Origin of the sequence: Chenggangzhangella methanolivorans, from assembly GCF_042648545.1 — a bacterium.
Lineage (GTDB): Bacteria > Pseudomonadota > Alphaproteobacteria > Rhizobiales > Methylopilaceae > Methylopila > Methylopila methanolivorans.
On record NZ_JBHRXS010000005.1, the window covers coordinates 372170 to 393314 of the forward strand.

The window sequence follows — 21145 nt, forward strand, 5'->3', positions numbered from 1 at the left end:
CATTTGGCATGCCAGATTGTCGTCATCGAACGACGCGGGCTGCTTTAGCGCCCAGACTGAAAGGACATCGCCATGACCGCCGCCGTGCTCAAGGTCGTCTCCGCGCCCTTCTCGCTGAGCTTCTTCTCTCGCTTCTTCTCGGAGTTCGAGGCCTTCTTCGAGGAGCAGGGCCGCGCTCTGCATCGCGCCCATCGCGACTATCCCTTCGGCCTCTGATTTTCGTACCTGCGTAATCTTCCCTGACTTCAGGCCGCCCCTCGGGGCGGCCTTTTTCTTTGTGCTGCGCTGCGTCACTCATCCGAGGCCGACGCGCCGCACGGCGGCGGGCATCGACAGCGGGAACAGCAAGTCGATGAACCGCTCGGCGGTCGGCTGCGGCTCGTGGTTGGCGAGGCCCGGGCGCTCGTTGCACTCGATGAAGGCGTAGTCCGGCCCGCGCGGCGACGTCACCATGAAGTCGATACCGCAGACCGGGATGTCGATCGCCCGCGCGCATTTCACCGCCGCCTCGACGAGCGCGGGATGCACCTCGCCGGTGACGTCGTGAATGGTGCCGCCGGTGTGCAGGTTCGCGGTCTTGCGGACCATGATCACCTTGTTCTCCGGCGCGACGTCGTCCATCGCGTAGCCGGCCTTGGCGACGCACTTCTCCGTCTGCCCGTCCATCGGGATCGAGCTTTCGCCGCCCGTCGCCGCCTGCCGGCGCTTCGACTGCTTCTCGATCAGCTCGCGGATCGTGGTCTTGCCGTCGCCGATGACGTGAGCGGGGCGGCGGATGGCGGCCGCCACCAGCTTGAAGTCGATGACGATGATGCGGAGGTCCTCGCCCTCGACCATCTGCTCGACCACGACGCGGTCGCAGAACGCTTTGGCGTCCTCGATCGCGGCCTCGAGATCCTCAATCGTGTCGAGCCCGACCGTGATGCCGCGGCCCTGTTCGCCGCGGGCGGGCTTCACGACGACCGCGCCGTGCTTTTCGAGGAAGGCCTCCAAAGCCTCGCGGTCGCCGGCCTCGATCTGGTCCGGGGCCACGACGCCGGCCTTCGCAACCGCGCGGCGGGTCACCGCCTTGTCGTCGCAGATCGACATCGCGATGCCGGTGGTGAGCTCCGACAGGCTCTCGCGGCACACCAGCGACCGGCCGCCATGGGTCAGGCGGAAGAAGCCGCCCTCGGCGTCCGTGACCTCGACGCCGATGCCGCGGCGGCGCGCCTCGTCCACGATGATCTTGGCGTAGGGGTTCAGCCCGTCGACGCCGGGCTCGCCGACGAACAGGCGCTCGTTGATGTAGTTCCGGCGCTTGATCGAGAAGGTGTAGCGGCGCTCGAAGCCGAGCTTCTCATAGAGGCCGATGGCGAGCTCGTTGTCGTGCATGACGGACAAGTCCATGAAGGCCGCGCCGCGCTCCTTGAACAGCTCCGCGAGGCTTCGCACCAGCATCTCGCCGACGCCCGGATGGCGCGACTGCGGATCGACCGCGAGGCACCAGAGCGACGAGCCTTTCTCGGTGTCGTCGAACGCCAGCACATGGTCGACGCCCGTGACCACGCCGACGATCTCATGGGTGCGCACGTCCTGCGCGACGAGATGCACGAGCGTGTCGTCGTCGCGGTGGCGTTCGTAGAAGTCGGGCCGCGCCGAGACCATGTGGCGCGCCGAGTAGATCCGGCTGATCGCCTCGATGTCCTGCGCGTCCGAAAGCCGGCGCACATGGACCGCGCGGTTGTCGCGGTCGGACGGTTCGTAAGCGCCGAGATCGAGCCGGAACATGTGGCTCGGATCGAGGAAAAGCTCGAGCGGCGCCTGGGCGATCAGCACATGCGGGTCGTTGACGTAGCAGGCGATGTCGCGTTGGTCCGGACCCTCCTCGCGCAGCGCCTCGGCCAGCACCTTGGGGTCGGCGAAGGTCTGCGCGAATAGGAGGCGGCCCCAGCCGCAATCCACGGTCACGTCGGGCCGCATCGCGGTCGGGCGCGCGGGGGAGTCCGCCCCTGCAGTGTCGCTCTCGGCGAGGGCTGCTGACATCGGTCGGGCCTTTCTCATATTTCCAGTTCGACTCGCAGCGCCGGAGGCGCCGAACGCGCTCAGACGCCGTGCGTCTGCAGCCAGACCTCCAGCAACGCGCATTGCCAGAGTTCCGATCCCCTGAGCGGCGTGATGTGCTCGGCGGGGTTCTCGAACAGCTTGTCGAGATATTCGGGCCGGAACAGGCCGCGCTCGCGGGCTTTTTGCGAACCGAGCGCGTCGCGCACCATCTCGAGCGTCTGGCCCTCGAGATATTTCAGGCCCGGCACCGGGAAGTAGCCCTTCGGCCGATCGACGATCTCCTTCGGCACGATGTGGCGCGCGAGATCCTTCAGAACGCCCTTGCCGCCGTCGGCGAGCTTGTGCTCGCCGGGGATGCGGGCCGCGAGCTCGACCAGTTCGTGGTCGAGGAACGGCACGCGGGCCTCGAGCGAATGCGCCATGGTCATGTTGTCGACGCGCTTCACCGGGTCGTCGACCAGCATGACGGTCGAGTCGAGGCGCAGCGCCTTGTCGACAGCGTCGTCCGCGCCGGCCATGGCGAAGTGCTCCTCGACGAAGGCGCGCGCATGGTCGGCGCCGCCGTAAGCGTCGCTGACATGGCTGAGATAGGTCGCATGGTCGCGGTCGAAGAACGCCTTGGCGTAGTCGTCGACCGGCGCGTTCGAGGCGTTGACCTTCGGATACCAATGATAGCCGGCGAAAATCTCGTCGGCGCCCTGGCCCGACTGCACGACGGTGACGTGCTTCCGCACCTCTTCCGACAGCAGGTAGAAGGCCACGCAGTCGTGGCTCACCATCGGCTCGGACATCGCCTGGATCGCGCCCGGAAGCGCGTCGAGCATCCGGCGCTCCTCGATCATGATCTTGTGGTGCGAGGTCTTGAACTTGTCGACGATGATGTCGGAGTACTTGAACTCGTCGCCTTCCTCGCCGCCGCGCGCCTCGAAGCCGATCGAGAAAGTCTCGATCTTCTCGTGGCCGAGCTCGGCCAGCAGCGCCACGACGACCGACGAGTCGACGCCGCCCGAAAGCAGCACGCCGACAGGCACGTCCGCCACCATGCGGCGCTTCACGGCGGTGCGCAGCGAGGCGTGCACCTCCTCGCGCCAGTCGTCGAAGGTCTTGCCGATGTCGGCGGCGGTCCGCTCGTAGGAGACCTGCCAGTAGACCTCCTCCTTGGTGCGGCCGTCCGGCTCCCAGATCTTGAGCGTCGCGGGCGGCAGCTTGCGCACGCCCGCAAGGATCGTGCGCGGCGCCGGAACCACTGAATGGAACGACATGTAGGCGTTGAGCGCCGCGGGATCGATCGAGGTGTCGACGCCGCCCGCCGCGAGCAGCGAGGGCAGCGAGGACGAGAACCGGAGCCGCCCGTTGCCTTCAGACACATAGAGCGGCTTGATGCCGAGCCGGTCGCGGATGAGGATCACGCGGCCGGTGTCGCGCTCGTGGATCGCGATCGCGAACATGCCGAAGAGCTTCTTCGGAAGCTCGGTTCCCCAGGCGTGCCAGCCCTTGACGATGACTTCCGTGTCGCCGTCGGAGAAGAAGCGGTAGCCCTTCTGCTCGAGCTCGGCGCGCAGCTCCTTGTGATTGTAGATGCAGCCGTTGAACACGATGGTGAGCCCGAGCGTCGGGTCGACCATCGGCTGCTCGGCCTTTTCGGACAGATCGATGATCTTCAGCCGGCGATGGCCGAACGCGACCCGTCCGCGCGAGACGACGCCGTCGCCGTCGGGCCCGCGAGGCACCATGCAGCCAGACATCGCCGCCACCGCCTCGACCGAGGCCGGCTGCCCCAGGAAGGTCGCTTCACCACAGATTCCGCACATGTTTTGAGATCGTCCAGTTTCGCCTTGTGCGCTGCAACCTATGGCGCGAATGAGCGAAATCGAGTCTTGGAACGCCAAGAGGCACGCTGAAAGAACGGGCGCCGGCCTAGGAAAGAGAGGCGGGAGCGCTCGCCGTTCCTTCTCCCGTTTACGGGAGAAGGTAAGGATGAGGGGATTTGGCGCTGCAGTTTCAGAAAGACGCCCGTCCGCGCGGACGGGCGCTCCGGTCTGGCCTCTGCGCTGACCCCCTCACCCTTACCCTCTCCCGCCCGCGGGAGAGGGGGCGGAGACGCCGCGCCTCACCTCAGCGGGTAGGCGGCCTCCATCACGTAAGGGCCTCCGCCGACGGAATCGCGCGACGAATAGATCACGAACTGGTCGGCGCGGAACGTCAGCCCGGGAGGGCCTCCCCGCAATCCGAGATAGTCCGCGACCGCCCGCGGGGAGGCGTCGCGCAGCCGCGCGAGCGTGACATGCGGCGCGAACTTGCGCTTTTCCGACGGCAGTCCCGCGCGCCGCATCAGCCGCTCGTGCTCGGCCTGCAGCTCGACGATGGCGGGGGAGGGCGCGATGCGCGCGATCAGCGCGCGCGGCCGGTCGCCGCCGAAGGCGTCGAGCCCCTCGATCGTCACCTCGAAGGGCGCGCGCCGCACCTGCCCCAACAGATAGGCGGCCTCCTGCGCGACCTCCTCCTCGATGTCGCCGAGGAAGCGCAGGGTGACGTGATAGTTCTCGACGTCGATCCAGCGCGCGCCCGAAAGCCCGCCGCGATAGGTCGCGAGCGCCTGCGCCACGTCTTCGGGAACCTCGAGGGCGGTGAACAGCCGCGGCACGCGTGACGCTCCTTCTGGCCTTATGGGCAGGTGTTGGGGCGGGCGGCGTGGATCGCGTCGACCCGCGCCTCGATCTCGGCGCTCCACCGCCTGTCGAAGGCCGCGAGATCCTGGTCGAGCTGCTCCATCGTGGTCGCGCCGATGATCACGGAGGTCACGAAAGGACGCGTCGCGGCGAAACGCAAGGCGAGATCGCCAGGGCTCCAGCCGATCTCCCCAGCAAGATCGAGATAGGCCCCGATCGCCTCCTCGGCGCCCGGCCCCTCGTAGCGCTGCAGCCGGTCGAACAGCTTCTTGCGCGAGCCGTCCGGCAGCGCGCCGTTCCGATACTTGCCTGTCAGATAGCCCTGCGCGAGCGGCGAATAGGCCAGCAGACCGACGTCCTCGCGCAGCGCGACTTCGGCGAGTGCGGTCTCGAATGTGCGGTTGACGAGGTTGTAGCCGTTCTGGATCGAGGCCACGCGCGGGCCGCGGCCGGCGTCGCTCTCGGCCAGAAAGCGCATCGTCCCCCAGGCGCTCTCGTTCGAGAGGCCCACATGCCGGATCTTGCCCTCGGCGACGAACTCCTGGAGCGCCTCCAGAGTCTCGCCGATCGGTACCTCGTCGGGCGCCGGCGCGACGGTCCTGAACGTGACCGGGTTCGCGCCGAACTGGCTGACCTCCCGGTCCGGCCAGTGCAGTTGGTAGAGGTCGATATAGTCGGTCTGGAGCCTCCTCAGGCTCTTCTCGACCGCTTCTCGAAGCTGCCCGCGCGAGAGGCGCGCGCCTTTGCCGTCGTCGCGGAACTGGGGCATCGCGGTCCGGCCCACCGCCTTGGTCGCGACCACGACCTTGTCGCGCCCGCCGCGGCTCTTGAGCCATGTGCCGATGGTCTCCTCGGTGCGCCCCTGCGTCTCGGGCTTCGGCGGGATCGGATAGAGCTCGGCGGCGTCGAGGAAGTTGACGCCCGCGTCCTTCGCCCGGTCCATCTGGGCGTGGCCTTCGGCTTCGGTGTTCTGCTCGCCGAACGTCATCGTGCCGAGGCAGACAAGGCTAACGTCGAGCCCCGTGCGGCCGAGCTTGCGCATTTCCATGGGTGAACGTCCTTTCGAAGTGGACGGAGAAGGCCCCGTCGTCGTCCCGGCGGGTGAGCCGGGACGCGTCGCCTGCGGCGAGACCGGGCATTCTGCGTCGTCGCGTTTGTGGGTCCCGGCTCTGCGGTCGCGATGACGGTCTGAGCGTCTTCCGTGAAAGCTGCGGGCGTTCTGGATTCAGCTGCGGCCGGCCTCGATCTTGTCGAGGAACTCCTCGACCTTCGGCAGCATGCCGGCCACGATCACGTCGACGCCCTTCGGGTTGGGGTGGATGCCGTCGGTCTGGTTCAGCGAGCGGTCGCCCGCGACGCCCTCGAGGAAGAACGGGTAGAGCGTCAGCCCGCGCTCGCTTGCGAGATCCGTGTAGATCTTCTCGAACGATTTTCCGTAGTCCAGTCCGAGGTTCGGCGCGGCCCGCATGCCGGCGAGCATCACCGAAATCTTGCGCGCCTGAAGTCGGTCGAGGATGCGGGTCAGCGCGGCGCGCGTCGTCTTCGGGTCGACGCCGCGCAGCATGTCGTTGGCGCCGAGCGAAAGGATCACGCCTTGCGTGCCCTCGGGGACTGACCAGTCCACCCGGTCCGCCCCGCCGCTCGCGGTGTCGCCGGACACGCCTGCGTTCGAGATCGCGACGTCCCGTCCCTTGGCCTTGAGCGCGGCCGCGAGCTTGACCGGAAAGGCGTCCGCCGGGCCGACGCCGTAGCCCGCCGTCAGGCTGTCACCGAAGGCCACGAGCTTGATCGGCTGGGCTGCGGAGGAAGCCTCGGAGATCATCACGCCTGCGAGAGCGAACGCCATTCCTGCCGCCACCATCCGCCGCGACGGTTGGAACGCCGCAATCGCGTCGCTATCTGCGCCGATGTTGCGCCGCGATACACCGGCGTTCTTAAGGACATGGATCAACGGCTTCATGACGGCGATCGAACTCCGTGACGTCAACGTCGCGCTGGGCTCCGGCCCCGCCCGCGTCCACATCCTCAAGGGCGTGAGCCTCTCGATCGAGAAGGGCGAGGCCGTCGGCCTCGTCGGCCCCTCTGGGTCGGGAAAGTCCACGCTGTTGATGGTGCTCGCGGGGCTGGAGCGGCCGGACTCCGGCGCGGTGACGGTGCTGGGCGAGAACGTCGCCGTCCTCGGCGAAGACGCGCTGGCGCGCTTTCGCGGCCGGAACATAGGGGTCGTGTTCCAGGCCTTCCACCTCATCCCGACCATGACGGCGCTCGAGAACGTCGCGGTGCCGCTCGAGCTCGCCGGCGAGCCGGACGCGTTCGAGCGGGCGGAGGCCGAGCTGCGGGCGGTCGGCCTCGCCGAGCGGCTGCACCATCATCCGGCCCAGATGTCGGGCGGCGAGCAGCAGCGCGTGGCGCTCGCCCGCGCGCTGTCGAACCGGCCCGAAATCCTCGTGGCCGACGAGCCGACGGGCAATCTCGACGAGACGACCGGCAAGCAGATCGCCGACCTTCTCTTCGCCAAGACAGCCGAGCGCGGCGCGACGCTGGTGCTCGTCACCCATGATCCCGCGCTCGCCGCACGCTGCGGCCGCGTGGTGCGGCTGCGCTCGGGCCGGATCGAGACCGTGACGGACGCCGCCGCGTGACCAACCTCCCGCATGCCGAGGCGGCGGGTTCGGCCCGTCGCGCCGCGTCCGTCAGCAATCCCGGAAAGCTCGCCGTCATCCTGCGGCTCGCCGCGCGCGAGCTGCGCGGCGGCGCAAAGGGCTTCGTCGTCTTCCTGATGTGCCTCGCGCTCGGCGTCGCGGCGATCGCGGGCGTCGGCTCGCTCGCGCGCGGCCTCACCGAGGGGATGGCGCGCGAAGGCCGCACGATTCTCGGCGGCGACGCCTCGTTCTCTGTGCATCACCAGGAGGCGACCCCGCCACAGCGCGCGCTGCTCGAGTCCAAGGGCCGGGTTTCGGAAGTGGCGACGCTGCGCGCCATGGCGCGCGCCGCCTCGGGCGACGCGACCCTGGTCGAGCTCAAGGCCGTCGACCGCGCCTGGCCGCTGGTCGGCGCGGCGACGATCGAACCTGCGATCCCGCTCTCCGACGCGCTTTCCGAGAGGGACGGACGCTTCGGCGCGGCGGTCGATCCGGCCGTGCTCACCCGCTTCGGCCTCAAGATCGGCGACCGCCTCACCGTCGGCACGAGCGAGTTCGACATCCGCGCGACGCTGACGCGCGAACCCGACAAGCTCTCCGAGGGCATCGGCTTCGGGCCGCGCATGATCGTGTCGGACGAGGCGCTGAAGCGCTCCGGCCTCGTGCAGCCCGGGAGCCTCGTGCGCTATTCCTACCGCGTCGCGCTGCCGCCCTCCGCCGACGCCGACGCCGCGACCCGCGCGCTCGTGACGGACGTCGAAAAACAGGCGCCGGAAGCCGGCTTCTCCACCCGCAGCCGCTTCAACGCCGCCCCGCAGCTCGAGCGCAACATCGGGCGCTTCACCGAGTTCCTGACGATCGTCGGCCTTGCCGCGCTCGTGGTCGGCGGGGTCGGCGTCGCGAACGCCGTCGCGGCCTTTGTCGAGCGCAAGCGCGCCACCATCGCCATCATGAAGAGCGTCGGCGCTTCGGGCCGCACGGTCTTCCTCATCCATCTCGTCGAGGTGTCCGCGATCGCGCTCGTCGGCATCGCCATGGGCCTCGCGGTCGGCGCGGCCATACCCTTTGCGGCCGTCGCGGCGCTCGAGACCGTGCTGCCGCTGCCGATCGAGGCCTCGGTCTATCCGCGCGAACTGCTGCTTGCGCTTGCTTACGGCGCCCTGACCGCGCTCGCCTTCGCGGTGTGGCCGCTCGGGCGCGCGCACGACGTGCCGGTCGCGGCGCTCTTCCGCGACGCCGTCGCGCCGGAGCGGCGCTATCCGCGGCCGATCTACGTGATCGCGACCGCGGCGCTCGCCATCGCGCTCGGCTGGCTCGCGATCGCGGCCTCCTATGACCAGCGCATCGCCCAGACCTTCGTCGTCGCGACCGCGGCGACGTTCCTGGCGCTCCGGCTCGTCGCCTCCGGCATCATGCGGCTCGCCGCCTGGGCGCCGCGGCCGAAGCGCACCGAGCTTCGCCTCGCGCTCGCCAATGTCCACCGTCCGGGCGCGCTGACGCCATCGGTCGTGCTGTCGCTTGGCCTCGGCCTCGTGCTGCTCGTGACGCTGACCCTGATCGACGCCTCGATCCGCCAGCAGCTCACGCGCGAACTGCCGCAACGCGCGCCCGCGTTCTTCTTCCTCGACATCCCCGGCTCCGAGAAGGACGCCTTCGCGAAGCTCGTCCAGCAGAAGGAGCCGGACGCCAAGCTCGACATGGTGCCGATGCTGCGCGGATCGTTCTCGACCATTCGGGGCGAGCCGCTGTCGGAACAGAAGGTCGATCCGGAATATCGCTGGGCGCTGCGCGGCGATCGCGGCGTCACCTTCGCCGAGGAGATTCCGGAGGGCTCGCGCATCGTCGAGGGCGATTGGTGGCCGAAGGACTACGCCGGCGAGCCGCTCGTCTCCTTCGACCAGCGCCTCGGCAAGGCGCTCGGGCTGAAGATCGGCGACGAGGTCGGGGTCAACATCCTCGGCCGGGTCATCACCGCCAAGGTCGCGAACTTCCGCGAGATCGACTGGGAGACGCTCGGCATCAACTTCTTCATGGTGTTCTCGCCGAACGCCTTCCGCGGCGCGCCCTACATGAACCTCGCCACGGTGACGTTCCCGGACGGCGCGTCGGACGCGCGCGAGTTCGAGTTGCTGCGCGACGCCACCAAGGCCCACGCCTCGATCACCGCGATCCGCGTGAAGGACGCGTTGACGACCGTCTCGGCAGTCGTCGAGAACCTCGCTTTCGCCATCCGGGTGGCGAGCGGCGTCACGCTGCTCGCAAGCGTCATGGTGCTCGCTGGCGCGCTGGCGGCCGGCCATCGCAGACGGGTCTATGAGGCGGTGGTGCTGAAGACGCTCGGCGCGACGCGCGGCCGGCTGATCGCGGCGTTTGCGGCCGAATATGCGATCCTGGGCGCGGTGACGGCGGTCTTCGGACTTGTGGTCGGGTCGCTCGCCGCCTGGGGCGTCACCACGCAGATCATGAAGGTGACGTTCGTGTTCGATCCCGCGGGCGCGGCGATCATCTCCGCCGGCGCGCTCGCCGCGACCATCGCGATCGGCCTGATCGGGACATGGCGCGTGCTCGGCGAAAAGCCGGCGCGGCACCTCAGGAGCCTGTGACGCAGAGGCGTCGAAGCCGTCCCGGACCAGCCTTTCGGCGGTCCGGGACGTCGCCTCATGCGGGCATCAGCTCAGGTATCCAAGCAACCACAAGATGAGGATGATCGGGAGCGGGATACCGATAAGCCATAAGAGACCGCCCTTAAGCATCGTCGCCTCCTAACGGACCCAATGGGGAGTCAACCCGGCCCGTTAGGACATAGTTCCGCTTTTCCGAATGTTTGGCGCTAAGACTTTCGTCAGATCTGGTCGCGCTGATCGGTAATAAGACGGGCGCCTCGCTGGAAGGTCATGAAGTCCCAGACCCACTTGAAGGCGACCGCGATGCGGTTGCGGGCTCCGATCAGGAAGTAGATGTGCGCCACGCACCACACGAGCCAGGCGGTGAAACCGGTTAGGTTCATGTAGGGCATCTTGATCACGGCAGATCGCCGGCCGATCGTGGCGACGTCTCCTTGGTGGCGGTAGTGGAATGCTGGCGGCGGCACCGCGCCGCGGACCCGCGAGGCGATGACGTCGGCCACGTAGGCGCCCATCTGCTTCGCCGCGGGGGCGACGCCGGGGACGTCCTGTCCGTCGGGCCGCTTGGCCGTCGCGGTGTCGCCGACGACGAAGATGTTCTCGTGGCCCGGCACCGTCAGATTCGGTTGGACGATGACCCGGCCCGCGCGGTCGGTCTCCGCGCCGAGCCAGCGGCCGGCCGGCGAGGCGATGACGCCGGCGGCCCAGATCACGGTGGCGGCGTCGAGGCGGCCGTTGGCGAGATCGACGCCCTTGTCGTCCACATGGGTCACGCGGGTGTCGGTCATCACCTCGACGCCCATCTTCTCGAGCGAGCGGCGGGTGTAGTCGGTGAGCGCCTCGGGGAAGGCCGGCAGCACGCGGGGGCCGGCCTCGATCAGGATGACGCGGGCGGTGCGCGGGTCGATGTGGCGGAATTCGCTCGGCATCACCTGCCGCGCCACCTCGATGATCGCGCCGGCGAGCTCGACGCCGGTCGGACCTGCGCCCACGATCGCGAAGGTGAGGAGGCTCTCGCGCTCGGCGGGATTCTCCGACAGCTCGGCGCGCTCGAAAGCCATCAGCAGGCGGCGGCGGATGATCGTGGCGTCCTCGATGCGCTTGAGGCCGGGTGCCGACTTCTCCCAGTCGTCATTGCCGAAATAGGAGTGGCGCGCGCCGGTCGCGAGGATGAGCTCGTCGAATTCGAAGGTCCCGGTGTCGGCCACCACCTTGCGGCCCTCGACGTCGATCGCGGTCACGTCCCCGAGCAGCACTCGGGCGTTCTTCTGGCGGCGCAGGACGTGGCGGATCGGCCAGGCGATATCGGCGGGCGACAGCTCGGCGGTCGCCACCTGATAGAGCAGGGGCTGGAAGCAGTGGTAGTTGTGGCGGTCTAGAACCGTGACGTCGACATCCGCCTTGGCGAGCTTGGTCGCGGCCGTAAGGCCTGCGAAACCGCCGCCCACGATGACGACTTTTCGGCGGGCGGACGTGGTCGCTTCGACTGCCATGATGTTTAGTTCTCCTGAACGCGCGAGCGCTCCATATCAGATTTTGTGCAGTGCAGCGTCATGCCAATCCGTCCAATGCGTCCTGCGCGGCGCGCAGGGCGGGGCGAAAAGCGCGAGCCTCGAGGTTTGCATTCGCGCCTGGCTTCGCCCATCTGTGGCGCGGCGCTTGGAAAGCATCCGCGCGCGCGACACGACGGAGACTTTATGACGATGCTCGCCGGGGACACGCCCGCCGCCAATCCGGCCGACGGCCTGATCGTCGCCACCACCACGCAGACCTTCATGACCGACGTGGTGCAGGCCTCTGTGCAGACTCCTGTTCTCGTCGACTTCTGGGCGCCCTGGTGCGGACCGTGCCGCACCCTGACGCCTGTGCTCGAAAAGGTGGTGAAGGCGGCCGGCGGCAAGGTCAAGCTCGCCACCATGAACATCGACGAGCACCCGCAGATCGCGGGGCAGCTCGGCATCCAGTCGATCCCGGCGGTGATCTGCTTCCAGCGTGGCCAGCCGATCGACGGCTTCATGGGCGCGCTGCCGGAGGCGCAGGTCCAGGCCTTCGTCGAGCGCATGCTGGGCGAGGCGCTGCCTGACGAGGCCGGCGACGTCCGCGCCGAAGCCGAGGGCGCGCTTGAGGCCGGCGACGCCGCCGGCGCAGCCGAAATCTTCATGGCGCTGCTCGCCGAGGATCCGGAAGACGTCGGCGCGCTCGCCGGCCTCGCCCGCGCCCGCGTCGCGCTCGGCGACCTGCAGGGCGCCAAGGAGACGCTCGAATCCGCGCCTGCGGGCGATGCCGCGGTCGCGGCCGTGAAGGCCCAGATCGATCTCGCCGAGCGCGCAGCCGCCGTCGGCGACCTCGCGCCGCTCGAGGCCAAGGTCGCGGCCGACCCCGCCGACCACCAGTCCCGCTTCGACCTCGCTGTCGGGCTTGCGGCCGCGGGCCTCAAGAGGGAGGCGGTCGAGCACCTGCTCGACATCGTCAAGCGCGACCGCGCCTGGAACGACGACGGCGCCCGCAAGGAGCTCGTGAAGCTGTTCGAGGCCTGGGGCTTTAAGGACGAGAACACGGTATTTGGCCGCAAGCGGCTGTCGTCGCTGCTGTTCGCCTGATAGGCTCGTCCCGGCGATGGCTTCGAACGTCACCTATCACAAGGCCGAGGATCTGCCGGAGGTCATTCCGGTGTTCCCGCTGCGCGCCGCGCTCCTGCTGCCGCGGGGCGAGATGCCGCTCAACATCTTCGAGCCGCGCTATCTCGCGATGATCGAGGACGCCATCCGCGGCGACCGGATCATCGGCATGATCCAGCCCGATCCCGAGACCGACGACGACGATCGGCCCGACCTTGTGCGCATCGGATGCGCGGGGCGGCTCACCGCCTTTGGAGAGACCGGAGACGGCCGCTATCTCGTGACGCTGACCGGCGTCTCGCGGTTCCGCATCGTCGAGGAGCTCGGCGTCGGCACGCCCTATCGGCAGGTGAAGGCGAACTTCGCCGAGTTCGCGCTCGATCTCGCGCCCGGCGAGGGCCAGGACGAGGTCGACCGCGAGGCGCTGCTCAAGACCTTGAAGGACTATCTGACGGCCAACAGCCTTGAGGCCGACTGGGACGGCATCCGCCGCGCGCCGAACGAGGCGCTCGTCAACGCGCTCGCGATGATGAGCCCGTTTGGTCCACGCGAGAAGCAAGCCCTGCTCGAGGCCGCCGACCTGAAATCCCGCGCCGAGATCCTGGTCGCCGTGACCGAGATGGATCTCGCCCGCGCCCGTGGAGATGCGAGCTCGTCCCTGCAATGACCGACGTGACCGACCGCCGTTCCGACAGGCAGATCGACCCCAAGCTGCTCGAGATCCTGGTTTGCCCGCTGACCAAGGCGACGCTGAGCTATGACGCCGAACGGCAGGAGCTGATCTCCCGGCCCGCCAAGCTCGCTTATCCGATCCGCGACGGCATTCCGATCATGCTGCCGGACGAGGCCCGCGCGATCGAGGGCTGACGAAGCCAGAGCGCGACGTCTCGTCGCCCGGTGGCGCGATCGCCGGAACCGCCGCAGCCGTCATCCCGGGTTTGACCCGGGATCCAGAACCGACGCCCTCCGAGGGGTGGCTGGAGCCGTCCCGGATCATCCCGGCTCTTCGGTTGGGATGGCGCGCCGCTAACGTCCCGTCGCCGCCCCGACGATCCTGGCCTTGAGACCCGGCGCCCGGTCGACCAGCCCCATTCCGACGTCCCGCAGCGTGCGCGTCGCGGAGCTTGAGAACAGGCGGTAGAGTCCGTCGGTCGCCGCGCCGAGGCTCGCGGCCTCGAACCGGCGGGCGCGCTCGTAGGGCGCGAGCGAAGCATCGGAGCCGATGTCGTCGCCGCGCCGCGCGGCCTCCGCCACGACCCTCGCCAACGCCGCGACGTCGCGCAGCGCGAGATTGAAGCCTTGTCCGGCGAGCGGATGCACCACGTGCCCGGCGTCGCCCACGAGCGCGACGCGGGTTCCCACGAAGCTGCGCGCCAGCAGGAAGCGCAGCGGGAAGGCGCCGCGGGCGCCCGCAAGCCTGATCGCCCCATAGTCGGGCCCCGCGCGCCTCTCGACCTCGGCGAGGAAGGCCGCGTCGTCGGCCGCCGCCATCGTCGCGGCGGTCTCGCGGCGCTCGCTCCAGACCAGAGACGACCGGCCCTCGTCGAGCGGCAGCATGGCGAAGGGGCCGCCGGGCAGGAAGTGCTGCACGGCGACGCCGCCATGCGGGCCGTCGTGGCTCAACGTCGCGACGAGCGCGGTCTGGTCATAGGCGAAGGCGTGGGTCGCGATCCGCGCGGAGGCGCGAACGAGGGAGCGGGCGCCGTCTGCGGCGACGAGGAGCCGCGCCGAGACGTTCTCCCCCGACGACAGGACGAGCGTCAGCCGGCCCGGACCCGCATGAAAGCCGTCGATCGCTTCGGCGCGGAGCGGGATCTCGCCGTCGTCGGCCGCGGCGCGCAGGCGCGCGCGCAGTTCCGCGTCGAAGACCATATGGGCGAAGGGCTCGTCGCGTCCGGCGTCGTCGAGCTCCAGGAAGGTCGGGCGCAGCGCGTCCTCGAGCCGGCTGTCGGTGATGCGCAGGCCTGAGACCGGAAAGGCGGTCTCCGGCCAGCCGCCGATGTCCTGCAGAAGCCGTCGACCGTCCGCCGCGATCATCGAGGCGCGCGCATCGGCCGGTCCGGATCGGGCGAGGCCGGGATCGAACACGCCGATGCGCAGCGAAGGCCCGAGCGCGCGTCGCAGCGCGAGCGCCGTCACGAACCCCGTCGGTCCGGCGCCTGCGACGGCGACGTCGAGAATGGGAGAGGGGGGCGGCGCGACGCGTGTCATCGGGCGCGACCCTAGCACGGGATCAATGGTCGTCGCGGCCTCTCAGCCCTCGCGGCTGCGTCCGCATTTCCACGACTTGATCGTCCATTCGGGATGGTCGGATCCCCATTCGGCGATGATGGGCGAGCCCTGCACCAGGCACGCCGTCGCCGAGCCGTTGAAGTCGATCCGCTCGTCCTTGCAGCGGGTGGGCTCCGCCTGGAGGCAGACGGTGAGAACGAGGGTGAGCATGGGGCGGAAAACCTCGGAAAGCGCGATCTGACGTCCATAACGCCGCGCGCCGCCGCCCGGATCCATTTCGCCGCCGACCGAACGTTCGGCTTGACGGCGGCGGTCCCGCGTCGATGCTGGCCCGGCCGATCCACATCAGAAGGCGCCAACGCCCGATGTCCGCCGTCGACGACCTGCTGCGCATCCTCGATCTCGAGCCTCTCGAGGTGAATCTCTTCCGCGGACAGTCGCCCCAGACGGGCTGGCAGAGGGTTTTCGGCGGGCAGGTGGTGGGCCAGGCGCTGGTGGCGGCGACCCGCACGGTCGAGGGACGGTTTCCGCACTCGCTGCACGGCTACTTCATGCGGCCCGGCGATCCCGCGGCCCCGATCATCTATGAGGTCGACCGCATCCGCGACGGGCGCAGCTTCGTCACGCGCCGCGTCAACGGCATCCAGCACGGGCAGGCGATCTTCTCGATGGCGGCCTCGTTCCATCTCGACGAGGAGGGCTACGCCCACCAGATGGACGCGCCGGACGTGCCTCGGCCCGATCAGCTCCCGAGCGAGAAGGTGCTCAAGGAGCAGATGATGCCGACCATGCCGCAGGCGATCCGAAGCTATTTCGAGCGCGAGCGGCCGATCGAGCTCCGGCACTGCGACCCGATGCGCTATGTCGACGGCAAGCCGCGCCCGCCCGAGCAGAGCGTCTGGATCCGCGCCACCGCGCCGCTGCCGGACGATCCGGCCATCCATCAATGCGTGCTGGCCTACGCCTCCGACATGACGCTGCTGGACGCCGCGCTCGTGGCGCACGGCTCGACGGTGTTCTCCGGCGAGATCCAGGCCGCGAGCCTCGACCACGCGCTCTGGTTCCACCGACCGTTCCGCGCCGACGAGTGGCTGCTCTACACTCAGGACAGCCCCTTTGCGGGCGGCGCCCGCGGCTTCACCCGCGGGCGGATCTACACCGAGGCGGGCGAGCTCGTGGCCTCGGTCGCGCAGGAAGGGTTGATCCGGCGGCGTCGCAAAGACTGACGCACGCCGTGGTTTTCGTGCGCCGCCGACGCTCGCCATCCGAGCGTCGAGCCGCGCCGCTCGCCCTGAACAAAACCCGTGCATGCACGTTTTCTGCGCAAGTTCCAAACGTCGCCCCACGACGTCCACATTTGATGCACGAAAATTAGCCAATAAGATCAGAAATTGATCAGCTCCCCGGCGCAGCGCCTGCCGCTGTCGGCGCCAGTTTCTTAAGCACCCCTAGAATCAAGCGCTTGTCGCCCGCGGCAGGAGTTGGCACGCGACTTGAATTCCGGGGGCCGGCGAGGCGCTCCGGACGGGTTTTGTCCGTAGGCCCCGACATCGTCACCACTCGATCGCTCCCGCGGCTTCTCGTCCGTCAGGGAAGCGGCGGTCCAACGGGGAACGCGACGCATGAAATTTGTGATGGCCATCATCAAGCCGTTCAAGCTGGACGAGGTGCGCGACGCCCTCACCGGCATCGGCGTCCACGGCCTGACGGTCACCGAGGTCAAGGGCTACGGCCGCCAGAAGGGACACACCGAGATCTATCGCGGCGCCGAATACGCCGTGAGCTTCCTGCCGAAGCTCAAGATCGAGGTCGCGGTCGCCGCCGGCTCCGTCGACAAGGTCGTCGAGGCGATCGCCGCGGCCGCCAAGACCGGCCAGATCGGCGACGGCAAGATCTTCGTCTACTCGATCGACCAGGCGGTGCGCATCCGCACCGGCGAGACCGACACCGACGCGCTGTAAGGCGCCGACCCCAAGCGCCTTCAACCATTTCGATCTCTTCGGGAGCACCTTGATGAAACTGAGTTCCGTACTTCGCTGGGGAGCGCCGGCGCTCGCCGTCGGCCTGATGGCCGCCGGCGCCGCCTTCGCGCAGGACGCCGCGGCGCCCGCCGCCGAAGCCGCCGCGCCGGCCGCCGCCGCGGCCACCGTCAATAAGGGCGACGTGACCTGGATGATGACCGCTGCGGTCCTCGTCTTGCTGATGACCGTCCCGGGCCTCGCGCTGTTCTACGGCGGCCTGGTGCGCGCCAAGAACATGCTGTCGATCCTGATGCAGGTGTCGACCATCGCCTGCGTGATGATGCTGGTGTGGGTCGTCTACGGCTACAGCCTCGCCTTCTCGGGCGGCAACGCCTTCATCGGCGACCTGTCCAAGATGTTCCTGATGGGCGTCACCACCGAGTCGCTGTCCGACACCTTCTCGGCCGACGTGAAGATCCCCGAATTCGCCTTCATCGCCTTCCAGATGACCTTCGCGGCCATCACCCCGGCGCTGATCATCGGCGGCTTCGCGGAGCGCATCAAGTTCTCGGCCGCCATCGTGTTCGCGGTGCTCTGGGCCACCTTCGTGTACTTCCCGATCGCCCACATGGTCTGGGCGTCCAACGGCCTGATCTTCGGCTGGGGCGCGCTCGACTTCGCCGGCGGCACGGTTGTTCACATCAACTCGGGCGTCGCGGCGCTGGTCGGCGCGCTCGTGCTCGGCAAGCGCATCGGCTACGGCAAGGACATCCTCGCCCCGCACAACCTGCCGATGACCCTCATCGGCGCCGGCCTCCTGTGGGTCGGCTGGTTCGGCTTCAACGCCGGCTCCAACCTCGAAGCCAACGCCACCACCACCCTCGCGGTCCTCAACACCTTCGTCGCGACCGCCGCGGCCGGCGTGGCGTGGATGCTCGTGGAGTGGGCTTCCAAGGGCAAGCCGAGCATGCTGGGCCTCGCCTCCGGCATGGTCGCGGGCCTCGTCGCCATCACCCCGGCGGCCGGCGTGTCCGGTCCGATGGGCGCGATCGTGCTCGGCCTCGTGGCCGGCGTCGTCTGCTACCTGTTCTGCACCAGCGTGAAGAACGCGCTCGGCTATGACGACAGCCTCGACGTGTTCGGCATCCACGGCGTCGGCGGCATCATCGGCGCGATCGGCACCGGCATCGTCGTGAGCCCGGCTCTCGGCGGCATGGGCGTCAAGGACTACGAGATGGTCGGCCAGGTCATCACCCAGATCAAGGCGATCGGCGTCACGATCGTCTGGACCGGCGTGGTGAGCTTCATCCTGTACAAGATCATCGACGTGGTCATCGGCCTGCGCGTCACCGAGGAAGCCGAGCGCGAAGGCCTCGACCTCACCTCGCACGGCGAGCGCGCCTACCACTCCTGAGCCGTCGACGCGGTCCCTCGCGGACCGCGCCGAGCTCTCCGAAAGCAAGCGAAGGCCCCGGCGACCCCGGGGCCTTTTCGCGTTCATGAGTTCGGCTCGAAAACGAGGCGACGCTGTTCGGACGATCAATTTCCGATCACGGGGCCGTGGGAGGTAAGCGCCCCTTAACCGTCTTTGGCTAACGTCTAAAGGAAGACCGGCCCGCATGACGGGCCAAAAACCTAGGACAGGTTGGCGTAACGGATGCGGCACGAAGGCGGACAGAATCGCGCGGACTTCGACGCGCGTCCTACGCCTGCAGGCCGCCCCGCATCCGGGAGATCTCGATGACCATGCGCGCGCTCCGCTCCCGTCCGCGCGGCTTCCAGACCGTGAGCCTGCTGCCCGACGGACTGCGCGCGGTTCTGATCCGCCGCGCCGTGGAGTTCGGCGGCCTCTCGCTGGTCGGAATCGCTGCGCTCGCCGGCGTCGCGCTCGCCACCTGGTCGGCGCAGGATCCGAGCTTCAGCCACGCCACCGACGGAAAGATCCACAATCTTCTCGGCGCGGCCGGCGCCGTGCTCGCCGATCTGCTCACCCAGGCCTTCGGTCTCGCCGCCGCGGCCTTCGTGCTCCCGATCGGCGTCTGGGGCTGGCGCCTCATGACGCAGCGGCCGGTCGAGCAGGAAAAGGTGAAGCTGATCTCCTGGCTGCTCGCCTGCGCTCTGTTCGCCGGCGTCGCGGGCCTCGTTCCCGCGCCCCCGAGCTGGCCGCTGCCGGCGGGCCTCGGCGGCGTGCTCGGCGACCTCTTCGCCGTGACCGCCGACGCGACCGGCGTCGAAGGCGTCCTGCGGGTCATCGCGGGAGGCGTTCTCTCCTGCGCCGGGCTCGTCGCCTTCGCGCTCGCGCTCGGCCTCGTCGCGCCGAGCGACCGCGACGCGCGCGCCCATCTCGCCGAACGCCGCGAGCCCGACCGCGCCCGCACGGCCGCCCCCCGCAAGCCCGAGGCGAAGCGCGAGCCGGAAGACGACTATTACGAAGAGGACGAGGACGACGGCCGGCTTGTCTCGCTCGGCATGGTGTCGCACTGGGCGCTGTCGGCGAAAAGCGCGGTCATCCGCATGATGGCGCGCCGCGCCGGCCGCGACGCCTATGACGAGAGCTCGCTCTCCGACATCCTCGCCCGCGCGAGCCGCGAACCCGACGACTTCTCTGACGGCCGCGGCCGCCGGGAGCCCGACTTCCGCGACGCCGACGACGTCGGCCTCGACGGCTCGCCGGTGCTGCGCGCCACGCGCTCGACCGGCGTCCTCGGCGGCGCGCCCCAGCAGCTCGCCGCCGGCGCGGCCCGGATCGCGCGCCCCGTCGGCGCGCTGCGTCCCGGCAAGCGCGCGGTGCGCGAACAGCAGCCCGACATCTTCGACCGCGACGTCTACGAACTGCCGCCGCTCGCGCTCCTCGCCGAGGCCAAGGGCGGGCAGGCCCCGGCCGTCAGCCAGGAGGCGCTCGAGCAGAACGCCCGCCTGCTCGAGAGCGTGCTCGAGGACTACGGCGTCCGAGGCAAGATCGTGAACGTGCGCCCGGGCCCGGTCGTCACGCTCTATGAGCTCGAGCCCGCGCCCGGCATCAAGTCGAGCCGCGTCATCGGTCTCGCGGACGACATCGCCCGCTCGATGAGCGCGGTCGCGGCCCGCGTCGCGGTCATCCCCGGGCGCAACGCCATCGGCATCGAGCTGCCGAACGCCAAGCGCGAGACCGTGTACCTGCGCGAGCTCTTGGCCTCGGCCGATTTCGAGAAAGCCAAGATGCGCCTGCCGCTCTGCCTCGGAAAGACCATCGGCGGCGAGCCGGTGATCGCTGAGCTCGCGCGCATGCCGCACCTGCTCATCGCCGGCACCACCGGCTCGGGCAAGTCGGTCGCGATCAACACCATGATCCTGAGCCTGCTTTATCGGCTGAAGCCCGAAGAGTGCCGCCTGATCATGATCGATCCGAAGATGCTGGAGCTCTCCGTCTATGACGGCATCCCGCATCTGCTGACCCCCGTCGTGACGGACCCCAAGAAGGCCGTGACGGCGCTGAAATGGGCGGTCCGCGAGATGGAGGACCGCTATCGCAAGATGTCGAAGCTCGGCGTGCGCAACATCGACGGCTTCAACGCCCGCGCCGAACAGGCGCTCGCCAAGGGCGAGGCCGTCACCCGCACGGTCCAGACCGGCTTCTGCAAGGAGACCGGCGAGGCGATCTACGAGCAGGAGGTGATGGAGATCGGGAAGCTGCCCTACATCGTCGTGATCGTCGACGAGATGGCGGACCTGATGCTCGTCGCCGGCAAGGAGATCGAGGGCGCGATCCAGAGGCTCGCGCAAATGGCGCGAGCGGCGGGCATCCACATCGTGATGGCGACGCAGCGCCCCTCAGTCGACGTCATCACCGGCACCATCAAGGCCAATTTCCCGACCCGCATCTCCTTCCAGGTGACGTCCAAGATCGACAGCCGAACGATCCTCGGCGAGATGGGGGCCGAGCAGCTCCTCGGCCAGGGCGACATGCTGCACATGGCCGGCGGCGGCCGCATCTCCCGCGTCCACGGCCCGTTCTGCTCGGACGGCGAGGTCGAGGCGGTGGTGGCCCATCTGAAGGCGCAAGGGCAGCCCGACTATCTCGACGCGGTCACGGCCGACGAGGACGAGGACGGCGGCGCCGACGGCGCGGTGTTCGACAAGGGCGCGTTCGGCGAAGAGGGCGGCGACGTCTACGACCAGGCGGTCGCCGTGGTTCTGCGCGACAAGAAGTGCTCGACCTCCTACATCCAGCGCCGCCTGCAGATCGGCTACAACCGCGCGGCCTCGCTGGTCGAACGGATGGAGAAGGAGGGCGTGGTGGGCCCCGCCAACCACGCCGGCAAGCGCGAGATCCTGCTCGAAACGGCCGACGCGGACGACGACGCGGCGTGAGAG

18 protein-coding genes are annotated in these 21145 nt (G+C 69.1%); 10 read left to right on the forward strand and 8 right to left on the reverse strand.

From position 1 onward, the window contains the following. Nucleotides 1-72: 72 nt before the first annotated feature. Nucleotides 73-216: a hypothetical protein gene (locus tag ACFOWB_RS11120; RefSeq protein WP_261404876.1), complete on the forward strand. Its 144-nt coding sequence runs from the start codon at nt 73-75 to the stop codon at nt 214-216. Nucleotides 217-294: 78 nt separating this feature from the next. Here ACFOWB_RS11120 and ngg read toward each other — a convergent pair whose 3' ends face one another. The 5 genes from ngg to ACFOWB_RS11145 all read right to left on the reverse strand — a co-directional run bounded on the left by ngg (nt 295) and on the right by ACFOWB_RS11145 (nt 6561). Further along, on the reverse strand, nt 295-1962 hold the full coding sequence (gene ngg, locus ACFOWB_RS11125) for an N-acetylglutaminylglutamine synthetase (RefSeq protein WP_261405693.1): 1668 nt from the start codon (nt 1960-1962) through the stop codon (nt 295-297). A 122-nt stretch (nt 1963-2084) separates the two neighbouring features. After that, nucleotides 2085-3857, reverse strand: a complete 1773-nt coding sequence (locus tag ACFOWB_RS11130) for an N-acetylglutaminylglutamine amidotransferase (protein ID WP_261404875.1) — start codon at nt 3855-3857, stop codon at nt 2085-2087. 299 nt (nt 3858-4156) lie between these two features. Beyond that, complete coding sequence (gene thpR / locus ACFOWB_RS11135; protein ID WP_261404874.1) at nt 4157-4690, reverse strand: RNA 2',3'-cyclic phosphodiesterase; 534 nt, start codon at nt 4688-4690, stop codon at nt 4157-4159. Between the two features lie 20 nt (nt 4691-4710). After that, nucleotides 4711-5763 (reverse strand): aldo/keto reductase, encoded by a 1053-nt coding sequence (locus ACFOWB_RS11140; protein WP_378147290.1) that lies wholly within the window; start codon nt 5761-5763, stop codon nt 4711-4713. Nucleotides 5764-5940: 177 nt separating this feature from the next. Further along, nucleotides 5941-6561, reverse strand: a complete 621-nt coding sequence (locus ACFOWB_RS11145; protein WP_261404873.1) for an arylesterase — start codon at nt 6559-6561, stop codon at nt 5941-5943. 112 nt (nt 6562-6673) lie between these two features. Here ACFOWB_RS11145 and ACFOWB_RS11150 point away from each other — a divergent pair, with 112 nt between their 5' ends. Both ACFOWB_RS11150 and ACFOWB_RS11155 read left to right on the forward strand, forming a co-directional pair. Continuing rightward, on the forward strand, nt 6674-7357 hold the full coding sequence (locus ACFOWB_RS11150) for an ABC transporter ATP-binding protein (RefSeq protein ID WP_261404872.1): 684 nt from the start codon (nt 6674-6676) through the stop codon (nt 7355-7357). Continuing rightward, on the forward strand, nt 7354-9960 hold the full coding sequence (locus tag ACFOWB_RS11155) for an ABC transporter permease (RefSeq protein ID WP_378147293.1): 2607 nt from the start codon (nt 7354-7356) through the stop codon (nt 9958-9960). Before ACFOWB_RS11150 ends, ACFOWB_RS11155 begins: the two co-directional genes overlap by 4 nt. Before the next feature lie 239 nt (nt 9961-10199). Here ACFOWB_RS11155 and ACFOWB_RS11160 read toward each other — a convergent pair whose 3' ends face one another. Further along, nucleotides 10200-11474 (reverse strand): NAD(P)/FAD-dependent oxidoreductase, encoded by a 1275-nt coding sequence (locus ACFOWB_RS11160; protein WP_378147295.1) that lies wholly within the window; start codon nt 11472-11474, stop codon nt 10200-10202. A 204-nt stretch (nt 11475-11678) separates the two neighbouring features. Between ACFOWB_RS11160 and trxA the strand changes: the two genes are divergently transcribed. From trxA to ACFOWB_RS11175, 3 genes are read left to right on the forward strand one after another with little or no spacing between them, the layout of a single operon-like run. Further along, nucleotides 11679-12581, forward strand: coding sequence for a thioredoxin (gene trxA, locus ACFOWB_RS11165; protein WP_261404870.1), 903 nt, complete (start codon nt 11679-11681; stop codon nt 12579-12581). A 16-nt stretch (nt 12582-12597) separates the two neighbouring features. Continuing rightward, nucleotides 12598-13266: an LON peptidase substrate-binding domain-containing protein gene (locus ACFOWB_RS11170; protein WP_261404869.1), complete on the forward strand. Its 669-nt coding sequence runs from the start codon at nt 12598-12600 to the stop codon at nt 13264-13266. Then, entirely contained in the window at nt 13263-13466 is a 204-nt protein-coding gene (locus ACFOWB_RS11175; RefSeq protein WP_261404868.1) for a Trm112 family protein, read from the forward strand. Before ACFOWB_RS11170 ends, ACFOWB_RS11175 begins: the two co-directional genes overlap by 4 nt. 159 nt (nt 13467-13625) lie before the next feature. Here the strand turns inward: ACFOWB_RS11175 and ACFOWB_RS11180 are convergent, their stop codons facing one another. Both ACFOWB_RS11180 and ACFOWB_RS11185 read right to left on the reverse strand, forming a co-directional pair. Next, a complete protein-coding gene (locus tag ACFOWB_RS11180) occupies nt 13626-14810 on the reverse strand; it encodes an FAD-dependent monooxygenase (RefSeq protein WP_261404867.1) in 1185 nt (394 codons plus the stop codon). A 42-nt stretch (nt 14811-14852) separates the two neighbouring features. Next, nucleotides 14853-15041: a hypothetical protein gene (locus ACFOWB_RS11185; RefSeq protein ID WP_378147299.1), complete on the reverse strand. Its 189-nt coding sequence runs from the start codon at nt 15039-15041 to the stop codon at nt 14853-14855. Nucleotides 15042-15196: 155 nt separating this feature from the next. Here ACFOWB_RS11185 and tesB point away from each other — a divergent pair, with 155 nt between their 5' ends. The 4 genes from tesB (at nt 15197) to ACFOWB_RS11205 (ending at nt 21142) form a co-directional block, all read left to right on the forward strand. Next, a complete protein-coding gene (gene tesB, locus ACFOWB_RS11190; protein WP_378147302.1) occupies nt 15197-16057 on the forward strand; it encodes an acyl-CoA thioesterase II in 861 nt (286 codons plus the stop codon). A 396-nt stretch (nt 16058-16453) separates the two neighbouring features. Continuing rightward, nucleotides 16454-16792, forward strand: a complete 339-nt coding sequence (locus ACFOWB_RS11195) for a P-II family nitrogen regulator (protein WP_378147304.1) — start codon at nt 16454-16456, stop codon at nt 16790-16792. Nucleotides 16793-16844: 52 nt separating this feature from the next. After that, nucleotides 16845-18206: an ammonium transporter gene (locus ACFOWB_RS11200; RefSeq protein ID WP_378147306.1), complete on the forward strand. Its 1362-nt coding sequence runs from the start codon at nt 16845-16847 to the stop codon at nt 18204-18206. 332 nt (nt 18207-18538) lie between these two features. After that, nucleotides 18539-21142 carry a DNA translocase FtsK gene (locus ACFOWB_RS11205; RefSeq protein ID WP_261405690.1) on the forward strand — a complete coding sequence of 868 codons (2604 nt, stop codon included), beginning with the start codon at nt 18539-18541 and terminating at the stop codon, nt 21140-21142. The last annotated feature ends 3 nt before the right edge of the window (nt 21143-21145 follow it).

Bases quoted from the DNA above. Each gene is read 5' to 3' on its own strand.
- ACFOWB_RS11145 (WP_261404873.1), bottom strand. From the start codon at position 6,561: ATGGCGTTCGCTCTCGCAGGCGTGATGATCTCCGAGGCTTCCTCCGCA.
- ACFOWB_RS11195 (WP_378147304.1), top strand. From the start codon at position 16,454: ATGAAATTTGTGATGGCCATCATCAAGCCGTTCAAGCTGGACGAGGTG.
- ACFOWB_RS11170 (WP_261404869.1), top strand. From the start codon at position 12,598: ATGGCTTCGAACGTCACCTATCACAAGGCCGAGGATCTGCCGGAGGTC.
- ACFOWB_RS11130 (WP_261404875.1), bottom strand. From the start codon at position 3,857: ATGTGCGGAATCTGTGGTGAAGCGACCTTCCTGGGGCAGCCGGCCTCG.
- ACFOWB_RS11180 (WP_261404867.1), bottom strand. From the start codon at position 14,810: ATGACACGCGTCGCGCCGCCCCCCTCTCCCATTCTCGACGTCGCCGTC.
- ACFOWB_RS11150 (WP_261404872.1), top strand. From the start codon at position 6,674: ATGACGGCGATCGAACTCCGTGACGTCAACGTCGCGCTGGGCTCCGGC.
- ACFOWB_RS11160 (WP_378147295.1), bottom strand. From the start codon at position 11,474: ATGGCAGTCGAAGCGACCACGTCCGCCCGCCGAAAAGTCGTCATCGTG.
- tesB (WP_378147302.1), top strand. From the start codon at position 15,197: ATGTCCGCCGTCGACGACCTGCTGCGCATCCTCGATCTCGAGCCTCTC.
- ACFOWB_RS11175 (WP_261404868.1), top strand. From the start codon at position 13,263: ATGACCGACGTGACCGACCGCCGTTCCGACAGGCAGATCGACCCCAAG.
- ACFOWB_RS11140 (WP_378147290.1), bottom strand. From the start codon at position 5,763: ATGGAAATGCGCAAGCTCGGCCGCACGGGGCTCGACGTTAGCCTTGTC.
- trxA (WP_261404870.1), top strand. From the start codon at position 11,679: ATGACGATGCTCGCCGGGGACACGCCCGCCGCCAATCCGGCCGACGGC.
- ACFOWB_RS11185 (WP_378147299.1), bottom strand. From the start codon at position 15,041: ATGCTCACCCTCGTTCTCACCGTCTGCCTCCAGGCGGAGCCCACCCGC.
- ACFOWB_RS11120 (WP_261404876.1), top strand. From the start codon at position 73: ATGACCGCCGCCGTGCTCAAGGTCGTCTCCGCGCCCTTCTCGCTGAGC.
- ngg (WP_261405693.1), bottom strand. From the start codon at position 1,962: ATGCGGCCCGACGTGACCGTGGATTGCGGCTGGGGCCGCCTCCTATTC.
- ACFOWB_RS11205 (WP_261405690.1), top strand. From the start codon at position 18,539: ATGCGCGCGCTCCGCTCCCGTCCGCGCGGCTTCCAGACCGTGAGCCTG.
- ACFOWB_RS11200 (WP_378147306.1), top strand. From the start codon at position 16,845: ATGAAACTGAGTTCCGTACTTCGCTGGGGAGCGCCGGCGCTCGCCGTC.